Origin of the sequence: Paraglaciecola chathamensis S18K6 (genome assembly GCA_000314955.1) — a bacterium.
In the GTDB taxonomy this organism is placed as follows: domain Bacteria; phylum Pseudomonadota; class Gammaproteobacteria; order Enterobacterales; family Alteromonadaceae; genus Paraglaciecola; species Paraglaciecola chathamensis.
In genome coordinates, this window is sequence record BAEM01000042.1 from 100,299 (window position 1) to 113,944 (window position 13,646).

The window sequence follows — 13,646 nt, forward strand, 5'->3', positions numbered from 1 at the left end:
TCGTTTAAGTTATGGCGGAGAGGGAGGGATTCGAACCCTCGATACGAGTATTACGTATGGTTCCTTAGCAGGGAACTGGTTTCAGCCACTCACCCACCTCTCCGGAAAACCGCAAAATTGTTGCTACCGATTTATTCGCTGCCGATATATTATGTCAAAACATAATCCATCTGACAAAGGCCTTATTTACTTAACTTCCTTAGCGTTGGAAGCGCCTTTCACCGTTTGGTGTGTCTCCTAAATCTGGAGCCGAAGTTTACCGACACGCAGAATTAAGTCAAACATTTTTTATAAAGAATTATACTGCTTGCTGGTATTTTAAGCTGTTCGTACAAAAAGCGTCACAAACGTATAATAATCCAACGCTAAAAAGCGCTTTTTTTAAAATTGCCCGCAAATTTTTGGCATAAAAAAAGCTGGGTTAACCAGCTTTTTTTATGCAGAAAAATAAATTTAGTTATCTTCATCTGACGATGATTGATCATGACCAGTCAGCTGACCGTTTTTTTCAGCTTGAATTCGCATGTAAATCTCTTCTCTGTGCACAGATACTTCTTTAGGTGCGTTAACACCAATTCTTACCTGATTACCTTTTACCCCTAATACCGTTACTGTGACTTCGTCACCGACCATTAGAGTTTCACCAACACGACGGGTCAAAATTAGCATTCTTTAGCTCCTTATCCGTTTACAAAAAATAATCCCTAATATAAAACTAGCGTATCCCTTTGAAATAACCAAAGAATTACACACTCGACGCTTCCCTATTTTTGTTGTCACCGCAAAAATTCGTCGATATAACGTTTATAACCTTTCTTGCAACCACTCGTTTACTGAGGCAATTGCACTGTCTAAGTTTTCAGGTTGAGAGCCACCGGCTTGGGCCATATCAGGACGTCCGCCGCCTTTTCCGCCTACTTGCTGAGCAACAAAATTGACTAACTCACCGGCTTTCACCTTTTGGGTTAAATCTTTTGTGACACCTGCAATTAAACTAACCTTCTCGCCAGTAGCCACACCCAATAGAATGACGCCACTGCCAATTTGATTCTTTAGATCATCTATCATGGTGCGTAATGCCCCACTTTCAATGCCTTGTACATGATAAGACAGCACTTTTACCCCATTAATTTCATTTATCTGAGATAAAAGATCACTACCAGCACTATTTGCAATCTCTTGCTTGAGCTTAGTGACTTCTTTTTCGAGGGTTTTAGTTTGCTCGATAAGTTGAAGTACACGCTCTCCTACCGTGGTCACGTCGGTTTTTAAGACCGCACTGATAGAAGTTAGTTCGAAAGCTTGTTGTTGTACATATTGTAATGCTGTAATTCCTGTGACGGCTTCTATACGTCTAACACCTGAGGCGATGCCACTTTCAGAGATAATTTTAAATAGACCAATATCACCGGTGCGCGCAACGTGCGTACCGCCACAAAGCTCCATTGAGAAGTCACCCATCGAGACAACGCGAACATCATCGTCGTACTTTTCACCAAACAGCGCCATTGCGCCAGCCTCTTTCGCCTGCTCTAAGCCCATGAGTTTCGTCTGCAAAGCATGGTTAGCGAGAATTTGTTCATTCACCATGGTTTCAACCGCTAACACTTGTTCTTTCGTCATGGCCTCATAATGAGAGAAATCGAAGCGTAATCGCTCTGGCTGAACCAATGAACCTTTTTGGTTTACATGCTCACCAAGCACAGATTTGAGGGCTGCGTGCATTAAATGTGTCGCACTGTGGTTAAGCTTGATGGCGTGGCGCCGTGCACCATTAACATTGGCCTGTACACTGTCACCCACCTTCAATTCACTTAACGCAGCGCCCTTGTGCGCAATGGCTTTACCTAACTTCACGGTATCTTGCACCTCGAAACCGCCGCTATCCTTCACTAGGGTGCCTGTATCACCTGCTTGGCCACCCGCTTCAGCATAAAACGGGCTCTCGTCGAGAATAATCGTTCCTTCCATTCCAGCTGCTATTTCAGCGACCGATTGCCCTTGAACAAAAATCTCTTTTATTTGTGCCGTGTTTTGTTCGAGTTCATACCCGACAAAAACGGACTCCAAATCACTGCGTAACTGTTCGTTGTAATCTAAGTCAAAGTTACTGGCTTTCTGAGCACGTTTACGCTGCTCAGCCATGGCTTGCTCGAAGCCTTCTTCATCAATACTCAGTCCTTTTTCTCGGGCTACGTCGTTAGTTAAGTCCGCTGGAAAGCCATACGTGTCGTATAACTTAAAGACCAGCTCACCTGGAACTACTTTACCCTCAAGCTCGCTTAACGCATCGTTTAAGATCAGCATTCCTCGCTCTAATGTGCGTGAAAATTGTTCTTCTTCCACCCTTAAAACTTTCTCAATAACCGCACGTTGCTCGTTCAGTTCTGGGTAAGCGTCGCCCATTTCAGTTGCCAATGCGGCGACTAACTTGTAGAAGAAAACGCCCTTGGCTCCTAACTTATTACCGTGACGCACTGCACGACGAATAATACGACGCAATACGTAACCTCTGCCTTCATTCGAGGGCATAACACCGTCTGAAATAAGGAAGCTACAAGAGCGAATATGGTCAGCTACCACGCGTAAAGATTTGTCTTCCAGGCTAGAGGTACCGACAATTTCTGCGGTGGCTTTTATCAAATTTTGGAAAATATCAATTTCATAGTTGCTATGCACATTCTGCAAGATGGCCGATATGCGCTCTAATCCCATGCCTGTATCAATAGAAGGCTTAGGCAAAGGCAACATGTCGCCGTTGGCTTGGCGATTAAACTGCATGAATACCAAGTTCCAAATCTCGATGAAGCGGTCACCATCTTCTTCAGGTGTCCCAGGCGGGCCGCCCCAAATGTGCTCGCCGTGGTCATAAAAAATTTCAGAGCAGGGGCCACAAGGTCCGGTGTCACCCATTGACCAGAAATTATCTGAGGTTGCAATGCGAATAATTTTTTCTTTTGGCACACCAATCTCGTTATGCCAAATATCAAATGCTTCGTCGTCTTCTGAATAGATCGTTACCAATAGCTTTTCTTTCGGTAATTTCAATTCTTGGGTTAAGAATGTCCAGGCATAAGCAATCGCTTGCTGCTTAAAATAGTCACCAAAACTAAAGTTACCCAACATTTCAAAAAAGGTGTGATGACGCGCTGTGTAGCCCACGTTTTCTAAATCGTTGTGTTTACCGCCCGCCCTAACACAGCGCTGAGATGAAGTGGCGCGAGTATATTTACGCTGCTCAGTCCCTAGGAATACATCTTTGAATTGGTTCATGCCGGCGTTGGTGAAAAGCAACGTTGGATCGTCGCTAGGAACCAGAGACGAACTGGAAACTTTTTGATGCCCTTTATCCGCAAAAAAGTTTAAAAAGGCTTGCCGAATTTGCGCTGTGCTCTTACTCATTAATGATCCTGAAACAACATTTATAGATTTGAGGGTAAAAACGGCCTCAAACGGCCATTTTTAACTATTTATTAATCGGCAAAGATAGCATGATTCTTGCCGACTTGTTAAGCACTTCACCGCACTTAGCGCACGCTTTTCAACGCGCGAATTTGCTCATGACTAAAGCCTCTGTATAACAAAAAGCGATTGCGTTTTTGTTGTTCTTGCCAATCTTTTGCCGGCTTACTGCCAAACTTTTTATGGGCAACATCCGATGCCAGTGCGTCCCAATCGATATCCTGCTCTGTAATAGCTAACTCAATCAACTCTGGTGCGATGGCATGTTGGCTTAGCTCATTACGGATCAATTGCTCACCTTTGCCTTTCGCTACCCGACTACGTACGATCATTTCAGCGTAACGCAAATCACTTTGTATATCGGCCTTGCTGAATTGGGCAATGCGTTGTTCACACAATGATTTCTCATAACCTTTGGCGGTCAACTTTTTCAGTAATTCATGACAGCTATGTTCACGCATGGATAAATATTTGGTAATACTATATTTTATGTTCTTACTGTCGTTATCTGTCATATCAGGTAATATATTCTCCCATTGAAGGGTTCCTGTAGAGTGTTATGCGCCAAATATTTAATTTTAAATTTCTAAGCGGCATAGAGCAAATAGACAGTAAATGTTGGAATGACATCGCCACTAATAGCGATCCTTTTCATCAATATGCCTTCATCGAGGCACTTGAACGCTCAAAATCAGTAGAGTCTAAAACCGGCTGGCATCCGCAACATCTTACAATCTATCAAAATGAAGACTTGATAGGCATTCTACCTTTGTACACAAAGAACCACAGTTATGGAGAATACGTATTCGATTTCGCTTGGGCCAATACCTACAGAGAATACGGCTTAAACTATTACCCCAAACTCATTTCAGCTATCCCTTTTACCCCAGTAACTGGCTCGCGATTAATGCTCAAGGCAGGGATTAACGAAAGCGAATTAATGCCTCAGCTATGTAAAGCAATTCAAAAATATGTGCTACAAAATAGGCTTTCTTCTATCCATTGGCTGTTTGTTCCAGAATCTATAAGTTATTCACTCAATGAACAACAACATATGACCCGTCGCGCTGTTCAGTTTCAATGGTTTAACCGCAACTACCAAAGCTACGACGATTTTTGTGCTGTGCTTACCTCAAGACGAAGAAAGTCTATCCGTAACGAAAGGCGCAAAGTAAAAGAGCAGAATGTTGAACTTGAGCGCGTATACAGCGGGAGCATCACGTTGGAGCACATCGACTTTTTCTATCAATGCTATCAACAGACATATTTAAAACGCAGTGGACATCAAGGCTATCTTAATCGAGAGTTTTTTACTCGGCTATATCACTCAATGCCTGACAATATCATGTTAGTGATGGCATCGCGCAACGATGAGTTTATCGCCAGTGCCCTGTATTTATACGATGATAAACAGCTCTATGGACGTTATTGGGGAGCAATGGAAGACGTAAATAATCTGCATTATGAGTGTTGCTACTATCAAGGGATAGAGTTTTGTATTGAACAAAATATCAGTACTTTTAACCCAGGAACGCAGGGAGAGCATAAAATATTACGAGGCTTCGAGCCGATATTTTGCTATTCGAACCATTGGTTAGCTGAACCTGCATTTCACGATGGTGTAAAACGCTTTCTTAAGCAGGAAGACGCCGGAATAGTATCCTACAAAAAAAATGCCGGCGAACTGTTGCCCTTTAAATCAATCGAAGAGCATGATAGTTAGTCCAACACACCCAAAGATTGGAGGGGCGTGATTGTTCTCATTCCTAGTCTAGGGTTTATGCCAAACCAACATGAAATTATTGGCAGGCATAGCGTGTTGCTCCACAAGCTGGAGCTCACCAGCCCAAAGCGTTAGCTCTGCAATATCTCTTATGCCGCCGCAGCCTTCATTCAACAAATGTTGATTAAAATCATGATTACTTTGACTGGTAAACTCCCCGTCGATAGTAAAAGGCCCGTACTGACAAAACACACCGCCAGAAGGTAGCCCTTGCGCCACCACTTGCATCATTTCTCGCGCTTCGCTCGGTTGCATGATATGCGTCGTGTTTGCTGTATAAACACAATCTACCCCTGTTACAAGCCAATTATCAGAACCAATTTTGAATGCCAAGGGCTGACGTAAATTTGCTGCGGGTGAGTCAGCCAGCCACGCATTAATACTTGGATGATTCACTGTTAAATCGCTGGTTTGCCAAGTTAAATGCGTTAACTCTGGGGCGAAATACACCGCATGCTGCCCTGTACCAGAACCAATTTCGAGTAAATGTTTTCGACCGACTAACGCTTCTTTAAGCACGGTTAAAATCGGTATACGGTTGTTTTCGCACGATGGGCTAAAACGCTTTTCACTCATGACTGACACTCAACTTTTACTCGTTTGGTTAAACTGGAATGTGATGTTTATAGGCTAAGGCACACCTAGAACATTTGCTCTAGGCGTTTAAATTTGGCCCCAACCATTTTTCAGCTTCTAATTCAGACCAATTTTTGCGTGTGGCGTAATCAAGTAATTGATCCCTTTGGATTTGAGCAACAGCGAAGTAACGTGCATCAGGATGAGAGAAGTACCAACCTGAAACGGCCGCACCTGGCCACATTGCGTAACTTTCCGTCAGCTTCATTCCGGTGTGCTTTTCAGCCTCAAGCAAATCCCAAATCGCCTGCTTTTCTGTATGTTCAGGGCAAGCAGCATAACCTGGCGCAGGACGAATACCTTGGTACTTTTCGCGGATAAGCTCTTCGTTGCTCAACGACTCATCAGCAGCGAATCCCCAAATTTCTTTACGGACTTTTTCATGTAGATACTCGGCAAACGCTTCGGCTAAGCGATCTGCCAAGGCTTTGACCATAATGCCATTGTAATCATCGCCGTTATCAATGTAACTCTGTGCTAATTCATCCTCGCCGATCCCAGCGGTAACCGCAAAAGCGCCAATATAATCAGCTTTATGTGACGATTTGGGTGCAACAAAGTCACTTAAACAATTGTTAAAACCTTTGGCCTTTAGTGTTTGCTGACGCAGGTGGTGACAAACCTCTTGTACCTCTTGGCGCTGTTCATTGGTGTAAACTTCAATATCATCACCAATGCTATTGGCAGGGAAGATACCCATGACGCCTTTGGCTTGCAGTTTTTTACTGCTACATAAATCATCTAGCATAGCGGTCGCATCATCAAAGACCGACTGCGCCTCTTTGCCCACCACTTCATCTTGTAAAATTCGTGGATACTTACCCGCCAATGACCATGTTAAGAAGAAAGGTGTCCAGTCTATGTATTCGCGCAGTTCAGCCAAATCAACAGATATTGTTTGAACACCGAGTTGCTTAGGTACAGGCGGACTATATTGGCTCCAGTCAAAATCAAAGCCGTTAGCTCGTGCTTGCTCAAGCGTCACTGGGCGACTTCGCGGTTTTTTACGCGCGTGCTGCTCTCGCACCACTTCGTACTCTTTCGTTAACTGCTCGGCGTAGGCCGGACGATGTTCTTTTGAAATTAACTTCTGGCAAACCCCTACCGCTCGGCTAGCGTTAGGAACGTAAACCACAGGTTGGTCATAATTCTGTTCAATTTTAACCGCTGTGTGTGCTTTAGATGTGGTTGCCCCGCCTATTAATAACGGTAAATCCAGACCTAGGCGCTGCATTTCTTTAGCGACGTAAACCATTTCATCCAAAGAAGGTGTAATCAAACCAGACAGCCCGATCATATCGACGTTTTCGTCTTTGGCTACTTGCAAAATTTTAGCACAGGGCACCATCACCCCTAAATCGATAATATCGAAGTTATTGCATTGCAGAACTACGCCCACAATATTTTTACCAATATCGTGCACATCGCCTTTCACTGTCGCTAACAGAATTTTACCGTTTGAGCTGCCAACTTCTTTTGTGGCTTCAATAAAGGGGTTTAAATAAGCCACCGCTTTTTTCATAACCCGTGCAGATTTAACCACCTGAGGTAAAAACATTTTGCCTTCGCCAAACAAATCACCCACTACGTTCATGCCGTCCATTAACGGCCCTTCGATAACGTGTAATGGTTTCTCAGCTTCTTGACGTGCCTGCTCTGTATCTTCATCGATATAATCAGTGATACCGCGCACAAGTGCATGTTCTAAGCGTTTATTTACCGGTAATTCTCGCCACTCTAAATTTTCTTTTACTTGCGCCTTACCATCACCTTGGTATTTAGGGGCAAGTTCTAATAGGCGATCCGTGGCATCTGGGTGACGGTTAAGGATCACATCTTCAACCGCCTCTTTTAGCTCACTTGGGATTTGGTCATACACCTCTAATTGCCCAGCATTCACTATGCCCATATCCATGCCGGCTTTTATCGCATGAAACAAAAACACAGAATGCATGGCTTCCCGTACTGGGTTATTACCACGAAACGAGAACGATACATTCGATAAGCCGCCAGAAATGTGTGCATGGGGCAAGTTTTGCCTAATACGGCGTGTGGCATTGATAAAGTCCACGGCATAGTTGTTGTGCTCTTCAATGCCTGTTGCCACAGCAAAAATGTTGGGATCAAAAATAATGTCTTCTGGTGGAAAACCAATTTTTTCGGTTAATAGTTGATAGCTACGCTGACAAATTTCAAATTTGCGGTCTTCGGTGTCTGCTTGCCCAACTTCGTCAAATGCCATGACCACTGTTGCCGCACCATAGCGTTTAAGAAGTTTGGCTTGGTGCAAAAAGTTTTCTTCCCCTTCTTTTAAGCTGATAGAGTTGACAATGGCTTTGCCTTGAACACACTTTAAGCCAGCTTCAATCACTGTCCACTTTGATGAATCGATCATAATGGGAACCCGAGAAATATCGGGCTCAGAAGCAATCAAATTTAAGAAACGGGTCATAGCCGCTTCAGAGTCCAACATGGCTTCATCCATATTGATATCAATAATTTGTGCGCCGTTTTCTACTTGTTGGCGAGCAACATCGAGTGCTTTTTCAAAATCGCCTTCTAGGATTAGGCGCTTAAACATGGCTGAGCCGGTAACGTTAGTACGCTCGCCAACATTGATAAAAGATGCACTTGCTTGGGTCATAGGTTACTCAGTTTACTTAATTTTATTCACTTTCTAGGTTATTTAGCAGTACGGACTATCCGCTCAGTAGCACTGCCTTGCACCAATTTTGTTTTAATGCACAAATGGCTCTAGCCCTGATAGACGAAGCTTAATATCATGTTGCGGAATAACGCGCGGGGCCACGCCTTCAACTGCTTGGGCAATCGCGGCAATATGCTCTGGCGTTGAGCCACAACATCCCCCAACGATATTAACAAGCCCTGACTGCGCCCATTCACGAATATGCTCAGCCATTTCATCGCTCTCAAGATCATATTCGCCGAACTCATTCGGCAGCCCCGCGTTTGGGTGTGCAGAGACTAAACACTCGGCAACGGTAGAGACTTCATCAACATATTGGCGCAATAAATCTGGCCCTAAAGCGCAGTTTAAACCAAACGAAAACGGACTCGTATGGCGCATAGAATAATAAAATGCTTCAGCGGTTTGACCTGATAATGTGCGCCCTGATGCATCGGTAATTGTGCCTGAGATCATAATCGGCAAGGTTTTGCCTAGCGATTCAAAAACCGTATCAACAGCAAACAAAGCGGCTTTCGCATTCAGGGTATCAAAGATGGTTTCGACCATAATCAAATCAACACCCCCTTCGATTAAACCGTGGGTGGCTTCAACGTAGGCTTCAACTAATTCATCAAAGGTCACATTGCGTTCACCAGGGTCATTCACATTAGGTGAAATAGAGGCCGTTCGACTTGTTGGCCCCAGCACGCCAGCAACAAAACGCGGTTTTTCAGGGGTTTGAGCGGTAAATTTATCAGCGGCTTTACGGGCTAGCTTTGCCGATTCAATGTTTATTTCTTTGGCCAATGACTGCATGTTGTAGTCAGCCATGGATATCGTAGTGGCATTAAAGGTGTTGGTTTCAATAATGTCTGCACCGGCAGCAAAGTACGCACAATGAATATTGTAAATTGCCTCTGGCTGGGTAAGAGTAAGCAAATCATTGTTACCCTTAACATCACTGTGCCAGTCAGCAAAACGTTCACCACGGTAGTCATTTTCTTGAAAGTCATGAGCTTGGATCATAGTGCCCATAGCGCCATCTAAGACGAGAATACGCGATTTCGCAGCGTCGATTAATGCTTGTTCTGAGGATACCCTTGACACATTTTTTCCTTTAAAACTGAAATTAAATTGCTCTAACCTTTGTTCGACAAAGATGCCAAATCATAAGGCGTATTCTGATAAACGTAGTAGTTTAACCAATTGGTGAACAGCAAACTACCATGAGCGCGCCACGTCACCAAAGGATCCTGACTTGGATCGTTATCCGGATAGTAGTTTTCTGGCATATTTGGCGCTAGGCCTGCTTTTACATCACGCTTATATTCCTGATCCAATGAGTCAGGATCATATTCTGGATGCCCAGTCACAAAGACTAATCGCTTGTCATCGGACGCCACTATATAAGCACCTGTTTTATCCGAACTTGCTATTACGCTGAGCCCAGGCACTGATTCATAGTCAGCTATGCTTATTTCACCATAACGAGAATGAGGCGCATAAAAAACGGGGTCAAAGCCGCGCATGAGTTCATTGTGTTCATCCTGAACTTGGTGGGCAAAAATACCACTGAGTTTTTCATCACGTAGACGGCGATTTTTACCATGAAAGTGATACAAAGCCGCATGCGCTGCCCAACACGAAAATAAGGTAGATTGCACATGCCGTTGAGCCCATTCAAGCACGACTTTCATCTTCTCCCAATACTTTACCTTGTCATAATCTAACAATGCCAAAGGCGCGCCAGTGACAATCAATCCATCGTATTGCTTATCTGCCACATCATCAAAATTATGATAAAAGGCTTTCATATGTGACTCAGGCGTATTTTTAGGCGCTTGATTATCAATGCGGATTAAATCCACATTGATTTGCAGTGGCGTATTCGATAACAAACGTAAGAACTGTACTTCGGTTTCCATCTTGTTTGGCATTAAATTCAAGATACCCACTTCCAGCGGACGAATATCCTGCATGGCAGCACGGTCGGTATCCATCACAAAAATATTTTCACTATTTAAAATGCTTTGTGCAGGCAATTCAGTAGGAATTCGAATGGGCATAGTGACTCCAAGATGTGTTGAGATACGCTAAATTTGGAGCAAAACGCGGTGAATGTCAACTTCTTTACGTCTAGACGTCTAAACGTACACACTGCTTAAAATGGTAAGCGCAACTTTGGAGTATGACTAAATTCACAAACTCGCCTCTGGCTTCGAACCAGCTCGTTGCCAATTGGCAACGATAAATAGTACTACGCAGCTAATAATCAATGAGAGTGCGGACTGATAAATCAAACCTGCTATGGGGCAAGGGTTGTAGGTTATAGGATATGAGGTATGAAAATATATTAGAGGAATATGGAAATGGTTACTGGGAGTTAGGAAGAAATAACCTGTAAGCGTTTAGCCATTCTAATACCAAAGACGAGTCAAGTATCGGCAATATGAGCGGCACGAATGCCAACGCTAAATTCGCCAGTATTAGGATGATTGCTTGTGTAAATTATAGATAAGCTCTGCTTCTGCTTTGGGCATATCACACTCATGCATCAAGTCTTCAACCGAGTAACCACTGGCCACCAGTTTAGCCGCTTGTTGGTATAAACGACTCTGAGGATCTTGGCTGGCAAGTTGCTCCTGCTGACTCACAGTTTGTTTCACCGCGCTAACAAGGGCTTTAATTTTGTCGCCCATACCGATACTGCCCACACGAACTTCTTGCAGTTCTTGTTGGTTAGCCAGCAATTGTTCTTCAAGGGACATTAACTGTTTTTGCTGTTGCTCGTTCTGCTCTTTTAATAGCGCAATACGTTTTACTAAAACCGCAAATGCGCCAATAAACAGCAAAATAGCGACCACAAAAACCACGTAAATAAAATGACTTATTTCCACAATTGCGTCCAGATCAGTTAATCGCAAAACAATGAATTAAATATTGGTTAACTCTTCCCACTCTTCATCACTTAATAGTTTATTCAGATCCACCAGTATCAACAATTCTCCGTCTCGGTTACTTACGCCTTGAATAAACTTGGCGCTCTCTTCTGTACCGACGTTGGGGGCACTGTCAATCTCAGATGAGCGCAGATATACCACCTCAGCGACGCTATCAACCAGAATACCGACCACTTGTTCATCAGACTCAATAATCACGATGCGAGTATTGTCGGTCAAATCTGTGGGCTCTAAACCGAAACGGGAGCGCGTATCGATAACGGTAACCACATTTCCACGCAGGTTAATGATCCCCAGCACGTACTCGGGGGCGCCGGGAACCGGGGCTATCTCAGTGTGACGCAAAACCTCTTGTACCTGCATAACATTAATACCATAAGTTTCTTCACCTAACTTATAGGTTACCCACTGTAAGACTTCGTCGTTACGGTCAGAAGGGGCGTTGCTCAATGTTCTGTCATCACTCATTTTTGTCACTCCAGCATATTTTGCTAGTTGTCATTACTATTCATACCTTGCTGTAAAAGCCTAATGAGTTGCTTTACATTTACCAAGGCACACATTTTTTCTTTACCATACCGCTAAGCCAAGTGCGCTTTCCGTCAAACTTTCGCCATTTTACATCATCTGGTTGCAAAGTAATGGTGTCAATAATACGTTCACATGCCAAGCCCCATCCGCTATCATCTAACATGATAAGATATTGATTTTTAGCTGAATCTGCCAGCTTTTCATTACATTTATCTGGCATTACCCACATGGCAGTGTCAACAACATTCATCTTTTCGTCACGGTGTAACATCACACCTTTAAACCAACTGGGCTTTCCAAAGATTGGAGTTACCTCTGTCAATTGATGGATGCCGCCTAATTCCGTTAATGGCAGTGCCAGTGATAGCCCCGCAACTTCAAAAATTAACGTCTGAAAAGGTTCGGTGTAAATACCTGTGTCTTGCGCTATATCGCTTTCGGGGGATTTGGTTACTCTCCCTACTTCGTGTTGTGTGTCGTTATCTTCTTCAACATCAGAATCGACACTTTGCTCTGGGGGAGTTAGGGATTGGGACTGGGTATGGTCGACCAGCTCGACTGCCTCTTTAAGCTGTTCCACCTTAATACTGTCAGGGTCGATAATGCTCGGTTGCGCTGACAGCTTTTGTTGCTCTGCCTCAGTGATATGTAACACAGAGGCGGAATCCAGTAACTTACTGACTTGCTCTAACGGCTCACTATGGGCAACCTCTTCTGTCAACAATGACGACAGGTATTCTTCCATTACGTTTTTCTTACCGGAGGATCTATTACTCATTTTGCCGCCTCTAATAAACGTAAATGACGTAATAAGCTTGTATAAGCAACCACGCCCCTAGCCTTCGGCGCATGTACAGATGGCAAAGCATGGTGCGAACTGGCGTCTCGAAATTTAGTATCAATGGGGATCAAGCCTTGCCACACGCTATCACCGTGTGTTTCCCGTAACGTATAATAAGCTCCAATGGCTGCTTTCACGCGCTTATCGAACATAGTAGGCACTATGGTATAGCGAAATGCTTTACGCAAAGATTGTTGCATTATTTGTAAAGAATCGAGCATACGCTCTAAACCTTTCAGTGCTAAAAACTCTGTTTGAACAGGAATAATCACGCGAGTAGAAGCGGCCAGCGCATTAACCATGAGCACACCTAAAACAGGTGGGCAATCGATAACCGCGTATTCAAACTCATCTTCAATTAACGCCAGCGCCTTTTTAAGGGTTAGTCCCATACCGCTTTGGTTACCCAATTGTCGATCTAGCGTCGCTAACGCCATGCTCGCAGGTAAAATAAAAAGTGAATCGAGCTTAGTTGGGCATAAACAATCTAAAACTGTATCTTTGTCCAAGGGTTTATCGTGTACGAAAATGTCGTATAAACTGCGTGAAAGCTCATCAGAATCAATACCAAAATAATAGCTTAAGGACGCATGGGGATCGGTATCAATTAAGACTACCTTAGCACCGCGCTGTGCTAGCAAACCACCTAAGGTGACGGTTGTGGTGGTTTTTCCAACGCCCCCTTTTTGGTTTGCAACTGTCCATACCTTCACGTAAACGCCCTTTTAGTTCTTGCTATACGAT

At 43.8% G+C, this 13,646-nt stretch carries 11 protein-coding genes, 1 tRNA gene and 1 pseudogene; 1 reads left to right on the forward strand and 12 read right to left on the reverse strand.

What is annotated here, in order from left to right; all coding sequences use genetic code 11:
- Positions 1–12: 12 nt before the first annotated feature.
- The 4 genes from GCHA_RS15605 to GCHA_RS15620 all read right to left on the reverse strand — a co-directional run bounded on the left by GCHA_RS15605 (position 13) and on the right by GCHA_RS15620 (position 3,977).
- Positions 13–103, reverse strand: a tRNA-Ser gene (locus tag GCHA_RS15605).
- A gap of 350 nt (positions 104–453) precedes the next feature.
- On the reverse strand, positions 454–669 hold the full coding sequence (gene csrA / locus GCHA_RS15610; RefSeq protein ID WP_007989919.1) for a carbon storage regulator CsrA: 216 nt from the start codon (positions 667–669) through the stop codon (positions 454–456).
- 135 nt (positions 670–804) lie between these two features.
- Positions 805–3,402: an alanine--tRNA ligase gene (alaS, locus tag GCHA_RS15615; RefSeq protein ID WP_007989921.1), complete on the reverse strand. Its 2,598-nt coding sequence runs from the start codon at positions 3,400–3,402 to the stop codon at positions 805–807.
- Positions 3,403–3,527: 125 nt separating this feature from the next.
- A complete protein-coding gene (locus tag GCHA_RS15620; protein WP_007989924.1) occupies positions 3,528–3,977 on the reverse strand; it encodes a regulatory protein RecX in 450 nt (149 codons plus the stop codon).
- 44 nt (positions 3,978–4,021) lie between these two features.
- On the opposite strand from GCHA_RS15620, the gene GCHA_RS15625 reads away from it, so the two are divergent.
- Entirely contained in the window at positions 4,022–5,185 is a 1,164-nt protein-coding gene (locus tag GCHA_RS15625; RefSeq protein WP_007989925.1) for a GNAT family N-acetyltransferase, read from the forward strand.
- A 48-nt stretch (positions 5,186–5,233) separates the two neighbouring features.
- Here the strand turns inward: GCHA_RS15625 and GCHA_RS15630 are convergent, their stop codons facing one another.
- The 8 genes and pseudogenes from GCHA_RS15630 to GCHA_RS15665 all read right to left on the reverse strand — a co-directional run bounded on the left by GCHA_RS15630 (position 5,234) and on the right by GCHA_RS15665 (position 13,615).
- The gene (locus tag GCHA_RS15630; protein WP_039992630.1) at positions 5,234–5,821 is read right to left on the reverse strand and encodes a DUF938 domain-containing protein; all 588 of its coding nucleotides are present in this window, start codon (positions 5,819–5,821) and stop codon (positions 5,234–5,236) included.
- A gap of 79 nt (positions 5,822–5,900) precedes the next feature.
- Positions 5,901–8,525, reverse strand: a complete 2,625-nt coding sequence (gene metH, locus GCHA_RS15635) for a methionine synthase (RefSeq protein ID WP_007989930.1) — start codon at positions 8,523–8,525, stop codon at positions 5,901–5,903.
- 93 nt (positions 8,526–8,618) lie between these two features.
- Complete coding sequence (locus GCHA_RS15640; protein WP_007989932.1) at positions 8,619–9,677, reverse strand: homocysteine S-methyltransferase family protein; 1,059 nt, start codon at positions 9,675–9,677, stop codon at positions 8,619–8,621.
- Between the two features lie 32 nt (positions 9,678–9,709).
- Positions 9,710–10,636: a homoserine O-acetyltransferase MetA gene (gene metA / locus GCHA_RS15645; protein WP_007989934.1), complete on the reverse strand. Its 927-nt coding sequence runs from the start codon at positions 10,634–10,636 to the stop codon at positions 9,710–9,712.
- Between the two features lie 420 nt (positions 10,637–11,056).
- Positions 11,057–11,467 (reverse strand): DUF2802 domain-containing protein, encoded by a 411-nt coding sequence (locus tag GCHA_RS15650; protein ID WP_007989936.1) that lies wholly within the window; start codon positions 11,465–11,467, stop codon positions 11,057–11,059.
- A gap of 36 nt (positions 11,468–11,503) precedes the next feature.
- The gene (locus GCHA_RS15655) at positions 11,504–11,998 is read right to left on the reverse strand and encodes a chemotaxis protein CheW (RefSeq protein WP_007989938.1); all 495 of its coding nucleotides are present in this window, start codon (positions 11,996–11,998) and stop codon (positions 11,504–11,506) included.
- A 23-nt stretch (positions 11,999–12,021) separates the two neighbouring features.
- A pseudogene (locus GCHA_RS15660) lies at positions 12,022–12,839 on the reverse strand (chemotaxis protein CheW).
- Positions 12,836–13,615, reverse strand: a complete 780-nt coding sequence (locus GCHA_RS15665) for a ParA family protein (RefSeq protein ID WP_007989943.1) — start codon at positions 13,613–13,615, stop codon at positions 12,836–12,838. The pseudogene GCHA_RS15660 and the gene GCHA_RS15665 overlap by 4 nt, the downstream one beginning before the upstream one ends.
- Positions 13,616–13,646: the final 31 nt, after the last annotated feature.